The 16704-nt window shown below is 66.1% G+C and carries 17 protein-coding genes; 9 read left to right on the forward strand and 8 right to left on the reverse strand.

Translation table 11 applies throughout. From position 1 onward, the window contains the following. Positions 1–45: 45 nt before the first annotated feature. The 7 genes from ACFFJ7_RS16980 to ACFFJ7_RS17010 all read left to right on the forward strand — a co-directional run bounded on the left by ACFFJ7_RS16980 (position 46) and on the right by ACFFJ7_RS17010 (position 6994). Positions 46–1485: an amidohydrolase family protein gene (locus ACFFJ7_RS16980; RefSeq protein ID WP_166954138.1), complete on the forward strand. Its 1440-nt coding sequence runs from the start codon at positions 46–48 to the stop codon at positions 1483–1485. 203 nt (positions 1486–1688) lie between these two features. Then, a complete protein-coding gene (locus ACFFJ7_RS16985; protein WP_377593908.1) occupies positions 1689–2777 on the forward strand; it encodes an NAD/NADP octopine/nopaline dehydrogenase family protein in 1089 nt (362 codons plus the stop codon). Then, a complete protein-coding gene (locus ACFFJ7_RS16990) occupies positions 2774–3688 on the forward strand; it encodes a dipicolinate synthase subunit DpsA (protein WP_166954145.1) in 915 nt (304 codons plus the stop codon). Before ACFFJ7_RS16985 ends, ACFFJ7_RS16990 begins: the two co-directional genes overlap by 4 nt. Continuing rightward, on the forward strand, positions 3685–5031 hold the full coding sequence (locus ACFFJ7_RS16995; protein ID WP_166954148.1) for a dihydroorotase: 1347 nt from the start codon (positions 3685–3687) through the stop codon (positions 5029–5031). Before ACFFJ7_RS16990 ends, ACFFJ7_RS16995 begins: the two co-directional genes overlap by 4 nt. Before the next feature lie 5 nt (positions 5032–5036). Next, positions 5037–5714 carry a resolvase gene (locus tag ACFFJ7_RS17000; protein WP_377594063.1) on the forward strand — a complete coding sequence of 226 codons (678 nt, stop codon included), beginning with the start codon at positions 5037–5039 and terminating at the stop codon, positions 5712–5714. Positions 5715–5771: 57 nt separating this feature from the next. Further along, entirely contained in the window at positions 5772–6008 is a 237-nt protein-coding gene (gene thmT / locus ACFFJ7_RS17005) for a 2-hydroxymuconate tautomerase (RefSeq protein WP_166954150.1), read from the forward strand. After that, positions 6005–6994 carry an isochorismatase family protein gene (locus ACFFJ7_RS17010; RefSeq protein ID WP_377593910.1) on the forward strand — a complete coding sequence of 330 codons (990 nt, stop codon included), beginning with the start codon at positions 6005–6007 and terminating at the stop codon, positions 6992–6994. Before thmT ends, ACFFJ7_RS17010 begins: the two co-directional genes overlap by 4 nt. Positions 6995–7018: 24 nt before the next feature. Here the strand turns inward: ACFFJ7_RS17010 and ACFFJ7_RS17015 are convergent, their stop codons facing one another. The 3 genes from ACFFJ7_RS17015 to ACFFJ7_RS17025 form a co-directional block, all read right to left on the reverse strand. Beyond that, the gene (locus tag ACFFJ7_RS17015) at positions 7019–8017 is read right to left on the reverse strand and encodes a CobW family GTP-binding protein (protein ID WP_377593911.1); all 999 of its coding nucleotides are present in this window, start codon (positions 8015–8017) and stop codon (positions 7019–7021) included. Further along, positions 8017–8499 carry a RidA family protein gene (locus ACFFJ7_RS17020; protein ID WP_166954156.1) on the reverse strand — a complete coding sequence of 161 codons (483 nt, stop codon included), beginning with the start codon at positions 8497–8499 and terminating at the stop codon, positions 8017–8019. Before ACFFJ7_RS17020 ends, ACFFJ7_RS17015 begins: the two co-directional genes overlap by 1 nt. Before the next feature lie 94 nt (positions 8500–8593). Then, positions 8594–9433, reverse strand: a complete 840-nt coding sequence (locus tag ACFFJ7_RS17025) for a GntR family transcriptional regulator (RefSeq protein ID WP_377593912.1) — start codon at positions 9431–9433, stop codon at positions 8594–8596. Positions 9434–9707: 274 nt separating this feature from the next. Between ACFFJ7_RS17025 and ACFFJ7_RS17030 the strand changes: the two genes are divergently transcribed. Further along, a complete protein-coding gene (locus tag ACFFJ7_RS17030) occupies positions 9708–11096 on the forward strand; it encodes a cytosine deaminase (RefSeq protein WP_166954158.1) in 1389 nt (462 codons plus the stop codon). Between the two features lie 36 nt (positions 11097–11132). On the opposite strand, the gene ACFFJ7_RS17035 is transcribed toward ACFFJ7_RS17030, so the two are convergent. Further along, positions 11133–11732: a TetR/AcrR family transcriptional regulator gene (locus tag ACFFJ7_RS17035; protein WP_377593913.1), complete on the reverse strand. Its 600-nt coding sequence runs from the start codon at positions 11730–11732 to the stop codon at positions 11133–11135. Positions 11733–11902: 170 nt separating this feature from the next. On the opposite strand from ACFFJ7_RS17035, the gene ACFFJ7_RS17040 reads away from it, so the two are divergent. After that, a complete protein-coding gene (locus ACFFJ7_RS17040; RefSeq protein ID WP_166954162.1) occupies positions 11903–12301 on the forward strand; it encodes a RidA family protein in 399 nt (132 codons plus the stop codon). A gap of 147 nt (positions 12302–12448) precedes the next feature. Here ACFFJ7_RS17040 and ACFFJ7_RS17045 read toward each other — a convergent pair whose 3' ends face one another. From ACFFJ7_RS17045 to ACFFJ7_RS17060, 4 genes are read right to left on the reverse strand one after another with little or no spacing between them, the layout of a single operon-like run. Beyond that, positions 12449–13279 carry an ABC transporter ATP-binding protein gene (locus tag ACFFJ7_RS17045; protein WP_166954164.1) on the reverse strand — a complete coding sequence of 277 codons (831 nt, stop codon included), beginning with the start codon at positions 13277–13279 and terminating at the stop codon, positions 12449–12451. 43 nt (positions 13280–13322) lie between these two features. Then, on the reverse strand, positions 13323–14360 hold the full coding sequence (locus ACFFJ7_RS17050; RefSeq protein WP_377593914.1) for a FecCD family ABC transporter permease: 1038 nt from the start codon (positions 14358–14360) through the stop codon (positions 13323–13325). After that, positions 14360–15418 (reverse strand): FecCD family ABC transporter permease, encoded by a 1059-nt coding sequence (locus tag ACFFJ7_RS17055; protein WP_377593915.1) that lies wholly within the window; start codon positions 15416–15418, stop codon positions 14360–14362. Before ACFFJ7_RS17055 ends, ACFFJ7_RS17050 begins: the two co-directional genes overlap by 1 nt. Next, the gene (locus ACFFJ7_RS17060) at positions 15415–16428 is read right to left on the reverse strand and encodes an iron-siderophore ABC transporter substrate-binding protein (RefSeq protein WP_166954170.1); all 1014 of its coding nucleotides are present in this window, start codon (positions 16426–16428) and stop codon (positions 15415–15417) included. Before ACFFJ7_RS17060 ends, ACFFJ7_RS17055 begins: the two co-directional genes overlap by 4 nt. Positions 16429–16704: the final 276 nt, after the last annotated feature.

Here is a 16704-nt window from a genome sequence, read left to right on the forward strand (position 1 = left end):
CTCGCCGCCCCATCCTTTTCGTCACGTTACAGCGGGAGCCCGTCAATGCGCACCCTGATCCGGAACCTGAATTTCCTGTTTACCGTCGACGAGAGCGACACGGTCCTGCGCAATGCCAGCATCGTCATCGATGCCGACCGCATCGCGGATATCGGCCCGGCCGCCGCCATCGCCGACCGGCATGCGCCGGAGAGCTTCGATCAGGTGATCGACGGCAGCATGCTCGGCATGTGTCCGGGCTTCGTCGACAGCCATGTGCACCTGTCCGAAACCCTGTCGCGGGCAGCCTTCCCCGACAATCTCAACACCCGCGCCTGGGTGTTCCACTGGGCGAAGCCCTTCTACGCCCACATCACGGCCGAGGACGAGTACTGGGGCGCGCTGCTCGGCATCACCGAGATGCTGCGCGGCGGCACGACCTGCTTCCTCGACATGGGCTCGCAATACGACCCCGGCATCGTCGTCCGCGCCATGGAGCCGACCGGCATCCGCGGTATCACCGGCCGCCACGCCGCCGACAACCGCCCTGCGGAACTGCCGCGCGGCTGGACGGAAGAAATGGCCGACCATCATTTCTTTCCCGATGCGCAGACCGCGCTTCGGGAACTCGAAGCCTGCGTCGTCAAGTATAACGGCGCGCTCGACGGACGCGCGCGCTGCTGGGTCAATATCGAGGGCAAGGAGCCCTGCACCCTGGAACTGCATGTCGGTGCCGTGGCGCTGGCTGAGAAGCTCGGCGTCGGCACGACGTATCACCTCACGACCTCCATCGAGGAGGCCAGGGTGTGCGAGAGCAAATACGGCTGCTGGCCCATCACGCGCATCGATCGCGTCGGCGGCATCCGTCGCAATCTCGTCATCGCCCATTGCGCGGCGGTGACGGATGAGGAAGTGCAACTGCTGGCCGAGCGCGGCGCGGGGGTGGCCTTCTGCCCCTGCTCGTCCTTCAAGCTCGGCAAGGGCGCGACGGCCATCGGCAAATATCCGGAAATGGCGCAGGCGGGCGTCAAGGTCGGCCTCGGCACCGACGGCGTGTCGGCGGCCGGCAACCTGAACCTCATGCGCCAGATGCTGCTCGTCGCAGGCATGTTCAAGGACGCGCGCATCAAGCCGGACGTTTTCACGGCGAGGCAGGCGCTGCGCGCCGCCACCATCGAGGGTGCGAAGGCGCTGCTGTGGGACGACGAGATCGGCTCGCTGGAAATCGGCAAGAAGGCTGACTTCGTGCTGTTCGATCTCGATCACGTCGAATGGACGCCCTTCCACGATCCGCTGCAGGCGCTCGTGTTCTCCGCCTCCACAGCCTCCGTCAGCCAGACATGGGTCAACGGCGTGAAGGTCTACGGCGAGGGCAAGGTGCATGGCGTCGACGAGCGCCACGTGCGGCGGAAGGCGCGCGAGCTGGCCGCCGCCGCCGTGGTGCGCGCCGGCCTCCACAAGGACGACGTGGAAACGGCCACGACGCTCTACGACGAGGGCAACTGAAAGGCGGCGGGCGCCGGCGCCCGCCATCCCGGGGGAAGTCATGCCCGGCCCGTGTACCGCGCTTGACATTCCCTTATGTGATCATAAACTGTGATCAAATAAGACCGCCAACAGCACGGATGACAAGAATTCGGCTGCACGAACAGCCGAGGGGAACAGGGCCGGCGCGTGGTCGCCGGCGATATCGGACGTTGGAGGAGTGGATGAAGATTGCGGTATTGGGCGCGGGTGCAGGCGGCGCGGCGGCAGCGAGCGAGCTGTTTCTCGCCGGGCACGACGTCCATCTCTGGGCGCGCTCGCCGGAAACGCTTGCCCCCCATCAGGCGGCGGGCGGCGTGGAATATGAGGGCGTGCTTGGCACGGGCCTCGCAAAAATGGCCCGCATCACGAGCGACGTCGCGGCGGCGATCGAGGATGTCGATGCGGCGGTGATTGCACTGCCGACCTTTTCGCATGCGCCGATGGCGGCGACGCTGGCGCGGGCCGGGTGGTCCGCCGGCAAGCCCGTCATCCTCAACCCCGGCCATACCGGCGGTGCGCTGGAATTCTCGCATGCTTTCCGGAGCGCGGGAGCCGCACCGCCGCCGGTGGTCGCCTTTTCGACGCTGACCTATGTCGCGCGCAAATACCGCCCCGACGGCGTCACCGTCAGCGGACGCGCCCGGCAGGTTCGCGCAGCGGCGCTGGGCGGCGGGGTGGAGGAGCTTGATCTGGCGGCACGTCTGTTTCCGGGCGCGGCGCCGGTGCGCGACGTGCTGGCGGCGGATCTCAGCAGCACCAATCTTGTGCTGCACCCGCCCGGCGCCGTGCTGGGCGCGGCCTGGGTCGAGGCGACCGGCGGCGACTTCACGTTCTACGTCGAAGGCATGACGGACGGTGTCGCGCGCACCATGCGCCGGCTGGACGGGGAGCGGCTTGCGGTGGCGCAGGCCTTTGGCCACGCGCTTCCCGACCTCATCGGCGAGATGCAGCTTGTCGGCACGGTCGAGGCGGATTTTGACGATCCGGGCAACTACCGGGCGGCGATCGCCGGCGGCGAGGCGAACCGCCGCATCATGGCCCCCGACTCTTTCAAACACCGTTATTACCGCGAGGATTTCGGCCACGGCCTGCTGCCATTCATCGAACTGGCACGCATCGCCGGTGTCGACGTGCCGGTCGCCGAGGCGCTCTACACGCTGGCGGAGACTGCCGTCGGCGTCGATTACCGGCAGGGCGGGCGCACGGCGCAGGCGATGGGCATCGCCGGCCTGTCGAAGGATCAGCTTCTGGAAAAAGTGAGGGCGTCATGACCCGGCAAGACAGCTGGCAAGATAGCTGGAACGACATCACCATCGCCGTCGTCGCCGGCGACGCGCGCGAGCAGGAAATCGCCCGCTGCGCCCGCGACGCGGGCGCCAGCGTGCGCGCCTTCGGCTTTCCCTGGCCCGAAGGCGGCATCAAGGGCGTGACGCTCGCGGACAGCCTTGAGCAGGCGTTGAATGGCGCCGACATCGCCCTCTTTCCCATTCCCGGCATCGCGCCGGACGGGGCACTGTTTGCACCTGCGGCGGGCGGGCGGATCATCCCGACCCGAGAGGCGCTCGCCGGCATGAAGCAGCCCGGCCATATCATCCTCGGCTGGGCGGACGCCAATCTGAAGGCCCATTGCGAAGCGCTCGGGATCACGCTGCACGAGTACGAGTGGGACGTCGACCTGATGCTGCTGCGCGGTCCGGCCATCGTCGAGGGTGTTCTCAAGGTGCTCATTGAGAACACCGACATCACCATTCACAGGGCCGATATCCTGCTCGTCGGACAGGGCACGATCGGCTCGCTGCTCACTCACACACTGGTTTCCCTCGGCGCGCGGGTGCATGTGGCGGCGCGCAATCCCGTCCAGCGCGCAGCCGCCTATGCGGCGGGGGCGGAGTCGTGGAGCCTGGAGGATTTGCCGTCGCTGCTGCCGCGCATGGACATGGTCATCGGCAGCGTGCCCAAACAGATCATCGGACGTGATCTGCTGGCGACGCTGCGGCCGTCGACGCTGCTCGTCGACATCGCCGCCCCGCCAGGCACCATCGACCGGGAGGCGGCGGCAGCGCTCGGCCTCAAGGCGGTATGGGCGCGCGGCATGGGCGCGCGGGCGCCGGTCACGGTCGGCCGCAGCCAGTGGAGCGGCATCAGGAGACGCATCGCGGAACTGCGGGAGAAGCGGGCATGAAAGTCGATCTGGTTATCAGGAATGCGCGCGTGGTGCGCCACGACGGCGAATTTCATGGCGGGGTCGCCGTGCATGACGGAAAGATCGCGCTCACCGGCAGGGACGACCTTCTGCCCGACGCGCATCGCATCATCGACGCAAAGGGGCTGGTGCTGATGCCGGGCCTCATCGATCCCCATTGCCATCTGGGGGTCAAGTTCCCGTTCGATGAGGACATGCGCACCGAAACAGCCGCCGCCGCATCGGGCGGGGTGACGACGGCGCTGCTCTATATCCGCAACCTGAAGGAATCCTACCTGCCGTTCTACGCGGAGCGCAGGGCGATCGGCGAGGCCAATGCAGCCATCGATTTCGGCTTCCACTTCGGCATCCAGCGCGAGGAGCACATCGCGGAGATACCGGAGCTTGTCGCGAAAACCGGCGTCCGCTCGTTCAAGTGCTATTTCGGTTACGAGCCCGACAACCCCATCGGCATCGTCCCCGCCACCGATGGCTGGGTCTACGCGGCGATGCGCATCCTGGCGAAAATCCCCGGCGGGGTCATCAACGTCCATTGCGAGAACACCCAGATCGCCGCCTGGGTGAAGAAGGAGATGATCGCCACCGGCCGGCAGGATCTCGGCGCCTATACCGAATCCCGCCCTGCGCTGTGCGAGGTCGAGACCATCCGTCGCATGATCTTTCTGGCGGAGAAGACGGGCTGCTCCCTGCATCTCGTCCACACCTCCGTGGGCATGGGCCCCGTGCTGGCGGCGGAAGCACAGGCGCGCGGCATCGAGGTCACGGTCGAGACCTGCCCGCACTACCTGACGCGCACCTGCTATGACGAGGATCTCGACATGCGGGCCAAGATCTCGCCGCCGCTGCGCGACCGCTCCGAGCTGGAAGGCCTGTGGGCGGGCATCCTCAACGGTTCCGTCTACAGCCTGGGCACCGACCACGTTCCCTTCCTGCCGAAGAAGCTGGAAGACATCTGGACCGAGTTCCCGGGCGTGGTCAGCTTTCCCTGGGAATTGCCGCTGATGCTGCATTTCGGCGTACATCAGCGCGGGCTGCCGCTGTCGCGCCTCGTGACGCTCAATTCCTACAACCCTGCCCGCCGCTTCGGGCTGTGGCCGCGCAAGGGCGATATCGATGCGGGCTTCGACGCCGATCTCGTTCTTGTCGATCCGGACGAGGAGCGCACGGTGCGTCACACCGGCAAGGGCACCTGCATCTACGAGGGCTGGACGCTCAGGGGCTGGCCGGTGCTCACCGTCGCGCGCGGCGAGGTGGTCTATGAAGACGGCGCCGTCGACGACAGGCACTTCGGCCGCGGCCGCTGCGTGACGGTGCCGGCGTGAGCGCCATGCCGGAAGCGGCCGCCCGGCCCGATCTCGCAGGCCGCCTGCCGCTGCTGCCCGAACGCCGCAGCGCCGGCGCGCACGTCGCCGATCTCGCCGCACGCGGAACAAAGATCCGGCAGGAGCGGCTCTCCGGCATCCACAATCCGTGGGGGCTCGCGGGTGCCATCACCGATCCGTGGGCCTTTCTCGACCTGTGCGAAAGCGCGCCCGTCGTGGCGGCGGCCCAGTCGCTACTCGGGCCGGACATCCTGCTGTGGGACAGCGAGCTGTATCTCGACGGCGCGCACTATTGCAGTTTCCTGCGGGAAGACCGCGAGGGACGTTACTGGCCGGCCACGCCGCTTGCCGGCGCCGTGATACTGGTCGCTTTCGAGGACCGGGAAACCGCCATCGAGGCGATTGATGTCGCGGCCATCGGCCGGGGTACCGTTCCGCAACTGGCAGCGCGCGGCGCTGGTCGGCCGCTCTATGTCATCCGCGTCATGCCCGCAACGAGCCATTACGACCGCGATCCGCGCAGCCCCGCCAACCGGTGCTGCATGGAGGAACAGGTGCTGATCAACTACACGAACCGCCCGCTATGGCTGCTGGCCGGTGAAAACCGGGGCGGCAGCGATCTCGTGCGCGGCTTCTCGATGACCGTCCCGGTGTGGATCGAGGCCGTCGCGCCAGCCGCCTAACGCCGGGTTTCGATGAAAGGGCCGCAGAACCGGCCGAGCGATAAGGGGAATTAACCGATGCCATTCGTCATTGTCGAAATGTGGGAAGGCCGCACCGTCGAGCAGAAACGCAATCTGGTGCGTGCCATCACCGATGCCATGGTCAATGAGGCCGCCTGCAAGCCGGACCACCTGCATGTGGTCATCCACGAAACACCGAAGGCAAGCTGGGGCCGGGCCGGCGTTCTCGGCATCGACATGCAGGAAAACAAGCAGGCGCAGGCAGCCGCGGACGCAGAGGAGAAGGGGCAATGAGTCTCGACGTACTGGAGCCGGGCAAATCCGCCCTTCTCGTGATCGATCTGCAGAACGCCTTCATCCATGAGGAAGGCACACTCGGCGTTTCGGGTGTCGACACCCGCCGCCTGTCGGCCATCGTGCCGCCGCTGAAGACGCTGATCGAGCGCTTCCAGCAGGCCGATATTCCCGTGCTGTGGACGCTGCAGGAGCACTTCGCGACCGATCACAGCCGTGCCGGCAAGAAGCTTGCGAACCACACCGCGCGCCGCAAGCAGATTTCCGCGCTCGCCAACACCTGGGACGAGGAAATCGTCGACGAGCTGAAGGACCTTGCCGCTGTCAATCCCGCCCATGTCGTCCGCAAGCACCGTTTCGGCGCCTTCCACGAAACCCGGCTGGAGATCCTGCTGCGGATACTGGGCGTGCGGCACCTGTTCGTCACCGGCGCCACGACGAACGCCTGCGTCGAGACCTCCATCCGGGAGGCCTATCTGCGCGATCTCGACGTCGTTGCCGTTGACGACTGCATCGCCGGCGTCAACGGCACGTGGGAGACGACGGCGAAGGAGGTCTGGCAGCAATATTTCTGCGAGCTGTCGACCAGCGCGGAAGTCGCGTCGTGGATCGATGAGAAGAGCAGACCGCGCGTGCTCGAATACGGCCACCAGTTGATCATGGTCGAGGACATCGACCGGTCGGTGGACTTCTACACGCGGTTGCTCGGCTTCAGCATCCGCCCGGCCAAGCCGCTGGCGGACGGGCGCCCCTTCACCGCCTTCCGGCAGGGCATCGCCCTGATCGCAGGCAAGGAGGCGGGCCATCGCCAGATCGATCACATCGCCTTCGAAGTCAATGACGTGCGCGGCCTTGCTGCCCGGCTGAAAGAGGCTGACGTGCATTTCTTCAACGATCTGCACGACGGCCCCTATGGCCTGTCGATCTATGTCCGCGATCCCGACGGCACCAAGATCGAGCTTTACGAGACCGGGGCCACCGCCTGACCGGAAGGGACGCCGGCCGAGCCCTCAGCTCAGCCGGCTTTCCAGCGATCTCTGGATCGCCGTCCGGGTCAGGTCGCGCGCGATGAAGACGAGGCCGGTCCGCGTCGCGCCCGCCGGCCACGCCGGCAAAGTCTCCAGCGGAAACACGCGCTGCTGCACCCCCTGCACCACATGCGGCAGGTCGCTGCCGGTGACGGCCAGAAGGCCCTTGACCCGCAGAATGGACTCGCCCCGGGCGGCAAGCAGCAGTTCGAGCCATTCGATGAAAGCGGCGCGCGGCACCGGGCAGTCGAGCGAAATGGTGAAGGAGCCGATACCGTCGCTATGCGACGTCCAACTGGCGGAGAAGCCGCTTCCGGCGGGGAGCGGATCGTCCTGCGGCCGGAGGGCGAACAGGTCGGCGAAGCGCGGCGCCGCCTGCATGGAAAGCCGCACCGGCGGCGCCAGCGGGTTGAGGCCAGCAAGCGTCCGCTCCAGCACAGCGATCCCGTCGTCGTCGGCGATATCCGTTTTCGTGATCAGCAGCCGGCTGGCCAGCGCCACCTGCTGGCGCGCCTCGACAAAGCCTTGCAGGCTTTGCATCCCGCTCACCGCATCGACGGCGGTGGCGACGACACCGGGCGCGAAATGCACGTTCAGCGCCCGGTCGCTGACGACGGCGCCGAGGATCGGCCCCGGATCGGCCAGACCGCTCGTCTCCACCACGATGCGGCGAAAGGGCGGGATGGCGCCGGACGCCGCGCCTTCGAGCAGATCGATGAGCGTCGACGTGAGATCCCCCCTCACCCCGCAGCACAGGCAGCCCGACGACAGCAGAACCACATCCTCCGCCACATCCCGCACCAGGACGTGATCGAGCCCGATCTCGCCGAACTCGTTGATGATGACTGCGGTGTCGGCGAACTCGGGACTCTGCAGAAGCCGCCGCAGAATGGTTGTCTTGCCGCTGCCGAGAAAGCCCGTCAGCACATGGAGCGGAATCCTGCCGCCCGCGCCGGATCGCGGCGGAAGCGCCAGCGCCATCAGGAAACCTCGAAGATGGCATCGACTTCCACGGGCACGCCGCGCGGCAGCGACGACACGCCGACGGCCGCCCGGGCGTGGCGGCCGGCATCGCCGAAAACCGCTACCATGAGATCGGAAGCACCGTTGAGTACCTGCGGATGCCGGGTGAAATCAGGCGTCGCGTTGACAAAGCCGCCCAGCCGCACGACGCCCGTGACGCGGTCGAGATCGCCATCGAGCGCCGCCTTCACCTGCGCGATGATATTGATGGCGCACAGGCGGGCGGCCGCCTGTCCCTGTTCGACGTCATAGGTGTCGCCGAGCCTGCCGGTGAAGGCGTCCTTGCCGTCGACATGCGGCACCTGCCCGGAGACGTGGAGCAGATTGCCCGTCCTGCGGGTCGGGACATAATTGGCCGCCGGTGCGACGGGCGACGGAAGATCGATGCCCAGTTCCGCCAGACGGGTTGTCACGCGATGGCCCGTGTTATTATTGTCCATGCCGATCTTTCCTCCCTGATTATGCGCATCACACCGGGGATCGGTCCCGCTTCGGTAAAATCCGGCACGCGGCCTGGCGTGAGACTGGCGACAGTCACGCCCCCCTTGCAGACGGATAGGTCAGCGCGCCGGCGCGCGCGATGAACGGCAGATCCGCAATGCCGGACTCGCCGGTGACGCTCAACAGCGCTGCGCAGGTGCTGCGGATGTCGCCGACGATGGCCTGCCGCACGCCCGCGCCGTCGCCCGCGCGCAGCGCGTCAACGACGTGCTCGTGGTGCGAGGCGTCCCACGGCATGGAGGGTATGAGCAGCGACATGTACATCGTCGGGCCGAACTGGAGCCAGAGCGACTCGATCAGCGGCACCAGCACGTCCGATCCCGAGGCCTCATACAGCATGAAATGGAACTGCTGGTTGAGCGACAGGCATCCCAGGATATCGCGCTTGTCGATCGCCGCGTGCAGTTCGTTGTTGATCCTGAGAAGATCGTCCGCCAGCGTCAGCCCGCCGTGCTTTGCCGCCCATTCGCCTGCCGTTCCCTCCACCACCTCGCGCACGGCGAAGAGATCGCGCAGCCGCGCCGGCCGCAGCCGGGGAACGCGGGCCGATCCGCTAGGCATCTCCTCCAGGGCATTGGCCGCCACCAGCCGGCTCAGCACCTCGCGCACCGGCATGGCGCTCGTGCCGAATTCCGCCGCGAGCTTGCGCAGGCTCATGACCTCGCCGGGCAGGAAGGCGCCGATCATCAACCCGCGACGCATGCGGCTCATGACCGTTCCGTAGACATGGCGGCGTTCCCGCTTCTGCGGCGATTCCTCCGGATCAGGGCTCTTCCGCTCCGGCGCCGGGTCCATGTCCCGGCCTACCATGTCCCGGCTCATGTCCTGCGGATCGAAGTCCGCCTGTTCCCGCCCCGGTTTGTCGCGCCCCATGTTCACACCTCATAGCTCGGGAGGACACTGCTGGCGCGGGATGATCCTCCGCCGGATCGCATCGAGCTCCACGCCTTCCGATCCGCTGCACGCCGCTTCATCGCTGGCCCGCCGATGCCGATATTGACAGAAATCAAAATGTGATCTCATACTGTGATCAATAAATGATCTTCTCGCCACATGCAAGATCTCCCGACAACCGTTCGTGCAAAGGTATTCCCGTAGGGGGATAGGCAACGCCCGGGAAGGAAGATCGGGGAAGGCGGATATCGTGATGATCGCTGACATCCGGACGATGGCGGATATCCGTGACGCCATCCGGCGCGGCGCGGCGGCCGGCGGCTACGTGCTCACCAATGCCCGCATCCCGGCAGCCGTACTGGCCGCCGATCTCCCGGGCCAGGAGACGGCCGCCACCGGCTTCGTCACCGCCGATCTCCACATCGCGGGTGGAGGCATCCGCGGCATCGTCCCGCGCGACATGTCTGCGCGCGAACCGTGGGCGCCGGATGTCGCCCGCCCCGCGCCCTGTGCGGTCATCGACCTGCGCGGCAGGATCGTGCTGCCGCCGTTCGTGGATTGCCACGCCCATCTCGACAAGGGACATATCCTGCCACGCACCGCGGACGGCGACGGCACGCTGCCCACGGCCATCGCAGTGACTGCGGCCGACCGCACCCACTGGACGCCGGCCGACCTGCGCCGGCGCATGGGCTTCGCGCTGCGCTGCGCGCATCACCATGGCACAGCGTCCATGCGCACGCATATCGATTCCCAACCCGGCCAGTATCGGGTGTCATGGGAGGTGTTCGAGGAATTGCGCGATACCTGGCGGGGACGGATCGCCCTGCAGGGCGCGAGCCTCTTCAGCATCGAATACGTTCGCGACGAGACCTTCTTCACGGAAGTCTGCCGGCGTGTCGGCCGCGCGGGCGGCGCGCTCGGCGCGGTCGTGTTCCCTACGCCCGACGTGGACGACCTGCTGGAGCGCATGTTCCGCGCCGCGTCCGATCATGGGCTCCCGCTCGACTTTCATGCCGACGAGACCAGCGATCCGTCCTCGAACATGCTGGAGCGCATTGCCGACCGGGCTCTTGCACGCGCGGAATCGCCGCCGGTTCTCGTCGGCCATTGCTGTTCGCTCGCCGTGCAGGACGAGAACGACCGAAGGCGCACACTGGAAAAGGTGGCACGGGCCGGGCTCGGAATCGTGTCGCTGCCCCTGTGCAATCTCCATCTTCAAGACCGGCGCCACGATGCCACGACACCGCGCTGGCGAGGCATTACCGCCATCCACGAAATGCACGAACAGGGCATCCCCGTGGCGATCGCCTCGGACAACACGCGCGACCCCTTCCACCCCTTCGGCGATCTCGATATGATGGAGGTCTTCCGCATCGGCGTCCGCGTCATGCATCTCGACCGCGCCCCCGGCAGTTGGATCGACACGGTCAACACCCTCCCCGCGAAGCTCATCGGTATCGCAGGCGGCCCGCTTTGCACCGGAGCCGGGGCGGATCTCGTCATCTGCGAAGGACGTTCCTGGTCGGAGTTGCTGTCACGGCCGCAGGCCGCCCGCATCGTGGTCGCCGGCGCCAGCCCGCTCGACAGCCCCCTGCCCGACTATGCCGAACTCGACGAATCTCCCAACGAGATGGTCTAGAGCGCACGGTCTTATTCCGTCAGAGCGTCTGGCGTTTTAACCCGTTTGCTTCGCCAGCAAGCCTGCCGCCATGAGCTGAAACGCCTCAACGGCTTTGGGCAAAGCCGATCGTGGCTCATCGCTCGCGGCCACCCACAGGGCCGCGTTCAGCGCCGCGCCGTGGAGAAGGCGCGCTGCGGCGTCAACGTCGACGGGCTTGAGGATGCCCGTGGCGATCAAGCGGGCGACGGCCTGTTTCGTCATTTGCAAACAGGCATTCTGGCTTGGCCATTGCGACGGATCGCCGAGGAAAGCAGGCCCATCCAGCAACACAATCCGCTGCACTTCGGGGTCGAGCGCCATCTCGATATAGGCCGCCCCCTCGGCGAGCATCCCCTCCCAATCGTTCCCCGTTGCGGCACCGGCCTCTTGCGCGCGCCTGGCCATCTCGCCATCGACCTGGGCGACAACGGCGGCAAGCAGTCCCCTCTTGTCGCCGAAGTTGTGGTATAGCGCCCCGCGGGTGAGGCCGACATCCGCAGTCAACTCGTCCATCGAGGCCGCAGCAAAACCCTTCTCGGCAAAAGCCTTGCGCGCGGCCGAGATCAGCCTGACACGGTTCTCCTCCATCATTTCGATGCGGCGCTTCGGAGCCATGATTCACTTTCATTTCAGATACGCAACGTATTTGAGTTGACATGCGTCTCGTATGTGAGATTATACGACATACGCAGCGTATATCAAATCACATTACCTCTTGTGAAGTCCCGACCGGCGGTAGCCAAGCCGGTTTCACGCGGGACAGCAGTATCTGAAAGGATCATGACATGACGCAACGCGAGGCTGTTTTCCCTGCAAACCGCCATGCCCTCTACGAGGCACACGGCTATTCGGCCGCGATCCGCTCCGGCGATCTGCTGTTTGTTTCCGGTCAGGTCGGCAGCCGCTCCGACGGCTCGCCGGAACCGGACTTTGCAGCCCAGGTTCGGCAGGCTTTCGCCAATCTGAAGGCGACGCTTGCGGCAGGGGGCTGCACCTTCGACGACATCGTCGATGTGACGACCTTCCACACCGATCCCGAGAACCAGTTCGAAACCGTCATGGCCGTGAAGAACGAGGCATTTTCCCGCGCGCCCTATCCGAACTGGACCGCGGTCGGTGTTAACTGGCTTGCCGGCTTCGACTTCGAAATCAAGGTCATTGCCCGCATTCCCGACAAGGCGTAAGCCGCCGCGGCCCGGCGGCGGTTTTCCATGAACGGATGCCGGACCTGCGCTTTTCACGGAAGCGCAAGTTCCATGGCATTCAAGCGTGGCCGCCCGATCGCGAACCTCGGCATGCGATCCGGCGTCAAGGCTCGCCCACACCTGACCTTAACCTGCCGGCGGGATCGTGGAAACCTGCTCTGTCACCATTCGGTGGCGGCCGATCGGAAGCATGATCGGCCTCCCCGAGGTCGGGTCGACGATGATGCGACTTTCGAGGCCGAAAACCTCTCGCACGTGCTGTTCCGTCAGCACGTCTTCCGGCTTGCCGGAGACGTGCAGGCGCCCGCCCGCCATGGCGACGAGGTGGTCCGCATAGCGTGCCGCCAGGTTGAGATCGTGCAGGACCATGACGACCGTGGTGCCGCGCGCCCGATTCAGATCCGTCAGAAGATCCAGAACCTCGATCTGATGACTGATGTCGAGAAATGTTGTCGGCTCGTCCAGCAGCAATATCTCCGTCTGCTGCGCCAGCGCCATGGCGATCCATACACGCTGGCGCTGGCCGCCGGAAAGTTCGTCCACCGGTCGCTCCGCGAGGGCGACGGTTTTGGTCGCCACGAGTGCCGCCGCTACGGCTTCGTCGTCCTTGCGCGTCCAGCGCGAGAACAGGCCCTGATGAGGGTGCCTGCCGCGGCTGACGAGATCGGCAACCGTAATGCCCTCCGGCGCGACGGGAGACTGGGGAAGCAGGCCCAGTGTCCGCGCCAGTTCCCGCGATGGAATGCGGTGGATCGACTTGCCGTCGAGCAGCACCTGCCCCTGACGCGGCGAGATGAGCCGGGACATCGTGCGCAAGAGCGTGGACTTGCCGCACGCATTGGCGCCGACGATCGCGGTGATCTTGCCCGGCGGCACGGCAAGATCAAGCCCGCGTAAAATGTCGGTGTCGCCATAACCGGCGGAAACCCGGTTGGCGACAAGGGAGCAAGCAGTCATCGGATAAGCGGTCATCGGATAAGCGGTCGTGGCAAGTTGGCGGTCATGGCGAGTTGGCTGTCCGGTTGGCGCGGACGATCAGGAAAATCAGATACGGCGCTCCCAATGCTCCGGTAACGACACCCACCGGATAGCGGCTCGGCAACAGGAACTGGCCGCAGTAGTCCCCCGCCAGCACAAGCATTGCGCCGATCAGCGCGGACGGGATCAGCAACGATCCGTTATTTCCCATAATGCGGGCCGCGATTGGTCCCGACAGGAACGCGACAAACGCGATCGGCCCCGCCACCGCCGTCGCGGAGGCGATCATGCCGACCGCCGCAACGATGACCATGACGCGGGTCCTTACGACCCCTACCCCCAGCGCCGCGGCAGTGTCGTCACCCAGCTTCAGCGCGTCAAGGTCCCGCGCGCGGCTTGTCAGCAGCCCGCCGAAGGCAACCACCGCCAGCACGAGCGGAAGCGCGTCGCTCAATTGCGCGCCATTGACGCTGCCGGTCAGCCAGCGCATCGCCTCCTGCAGGGTCCAGGCCGGGGCGCGGGAAAGGACATAGGCGATGAAGCTGTCCAGCATCGCCGAAACGCCGATCCCGACAAGGATAAGCCGCATGCCCGCAACGCCGTTTCTGAATGAAAGAGCATAAACCAGCAACGCCACCCCCAGACCGGCCGCGACGGCAATGACCGAAACCAGAGGCCCCTTCAGCGATAGAACGACGATGGCAAACACCGCCGCCGCGCTGGCGCCGGAGCTGATGCCGATGATGTCCGGGCTGGCGAGAGGATTGCGCAGCATGATCTGGAAGGCCACCCCGCCAAGGCCGAAGCTCAGTCCCGCGAGGATCGACAGAACCGCCCTCGGCAGCCGCAATTGCCCGACGGTAAAGCTCGCGCCCGCCACCTGCTCCCCAAGCAGCACGCGAATGACGTCTTCAGGCGGTGTGAAGGACTGCCCCAGCAGCAGCGTCAGGGCGAACATCGCCACGAGCAGGACCGCCAGGACGCCGATCACAAGGCTGCGCCTGCGTGCGCGCCGGCGGCGATTGTCGATGATGGAGTCGAGGGTGGGAGAAAGCAACATCACAACTCGTGAACCCGCTGGCGTCTGACCATCCAGATGAAGACCGGCGCTCCGACGAAGGCGGTGACGATGCCGACGTCGAGTTCAGCGGGACGCGCAATGATGCGCCCGACGATATCGGCGGCCAGAAGCAGGCAAGCGCCACCCAGTGCCGAGAAAGGCAGGAGCCAGCGGTGATCGACCCCCACCAGCAAGCGGCCCAGGTGCGGCACGACCAGCCCCAGAAAGCCGATCGGCCCGCAAATCGCCGTGGTTGCCCCGCACAGCAGAACCGCGCCAAGCGCTGCAACGGCGCGAGCCATGGCGACGCGCTCGCCGAGCCCGGCGGCCAGTTCGTCGCCCAGGGCGAGAGAATTCAACCTCCGTGCCGACAGCAGACCGATGGCAAAACCCGCGGCGAGAAACGGCAGGACGTGGAAGATGCGGTCGAAAGTCGCTCCGCCCACACCACCGATCTGCCACGAGCGGACGCCGCCCGCGATGTCGGCCCGCGGCAGCACGACGGCGATGACCAGCGAGGAAAAGGCGACCGAGGTCGCGGCGCCGGCAAGCGCCAGCTTGAGCGGGGTCGCCCCGCCCCGCCCGAGCGAGCCGATGACATACACGAACACGGCAGAGACGCCGGCTCCCAGAATGGCCGCCACGATATAGGCATGGGCGGAGGAGATGTCGAACCAGGCGATTCCGACAGCAACCGCCAGAGACGCACCCATGTTGACGCCGAGAATACCCGGATCGGCAAGCGGGTTGCGCGTCACGCCCTGCATGATCGCCCCGGCAAGGCCAAGCGCCGCACCGGCGAGCAGCGCCAGCAACGTTCGCGGAATACGGACGGCGACCGCAGCCTGGCCTATGTTGTCCACCTGACCGCCGAGAACCTGATTTTCAAGCGCGGCGACGATGTCGGCCCAGGGTATCGCGCGCGTGCCGATCGCAACCGACAGGGCGCACAGCGCGGCGAGGATCGCGACCAATGCAGCCAACGAGAGGCCGCGGGTGCGGCGCGATCTTTCGGGTACCGGGGCCCGGGCGGATGCTTCCGTGCGGCCGGCCGTCATCGGGATTTTCTGGCGGCTTCGCCCAGCAAGGATACATAATCCTTCAGCACCCACGGAATGGACAGCGGTGTCGGATTGGCTGCCGTGCCGAGCGGGTTTCGGCCGAGCATGACGATCGCATCCTTGCTGACGGCCGGCATCCTGGACAGCAGCGGATCGGCCCGCACGGCGTCGAGCAGCGGCTGGCTGCCGTAGGTCACGACGATATCGACATCGTCAAAGGCATCGACCCGCTCGGCGCTGACCTCCGCCGCGAACTGCCCCGGTCTCGTCGCTTCCAGGACGCTTTTCGGCGATTTCAGCCCCAGATCCGCGAAGAATTTCACCCGCGTATCGTTGGCGGTATAGAAACTGACGATGCTGAGATTGGTGGTGTCGAGATGCGTGACGAATATCGCCGACTTGCCCTCAAGCTCTGGATGACCGGCGGCTGCCCGGGCGATTTCTCCCTCGATGCGCGTGATGAGCGCTTCGCCTTCGGCCGCCATGCCCAGCCCTGCGCTGTTGAAGCGGATCATGCCGCGCCAGTCGGTCGCCCAGGCGGATTCGGGATAGGCGACGACCGGGGCGATCCGGCTCAGCGTGTCGTAGTCGGACTGGCTCAGGCCGGAGTAGGATGCCAGGATCACATCGGGTTTGGTGGCGGCGACAGCCTCGAAATCGATGCCGTCGCCTTCATCGAACAGCACGGGCTTGCCGGCGCCGGGTTTATCGGCGCCAAGCTCGGCCAGTCTCTCGGTCACCCACGGCAACAACCCGTCGCCGTCATCGTCACCGAAGTTGGCGGCGGCAAAGCCGACAGGCACGATACCGAGCGCCAGCGGAACCTCATGGTTCGCCCAGGCGACCGTCGCAACGCGCTCGGGTTTTTTCGCAATGGTCGTCGTACCGAGGGCGTGCCTGATGACGATGGGATAGGACGTGCCCTCCGCGGCCAGCGCGCCGCCGGAAGCGATGATCGAAAAGGCTGTGGCGATCAATATCACGGAAGAGCGAACGAACCGTAGCATTCGGCAGAAACTCCATGTCGTCCGAGGTGGCTTTTTAGTTTCAGGTTCACCGGCCGGCGTCAACTCCGGAGCCGGCCTCTTCCCGAAAAAGCCGTGAGATTTCCGTGGCTTTCTACAAAGGCGGGGAAATTTACAATACCCGGCGAGCACGCTCGGGTTAGCACGTATTCCGACATGATACCGAACGATCTCTATTGTTGTCCGCAATCCGGAAGGACGTCCCGGCCAGGTGGCCGGCCGCGCGAGACATACGGGCACGATACGGACGAGGGTTAC

Source organism: Pseudochelatococcus lubricantis, assembly GCF_042432495.1.
GTDB classification, from domain to species: domain Bacteria; phylum Pseudomonadota; class Alphaproteobacteria; order Rhizobiales; family Beijerinckiaceae; genus Pseudochelatococcus; species Pseudochelatococcus lubricantis.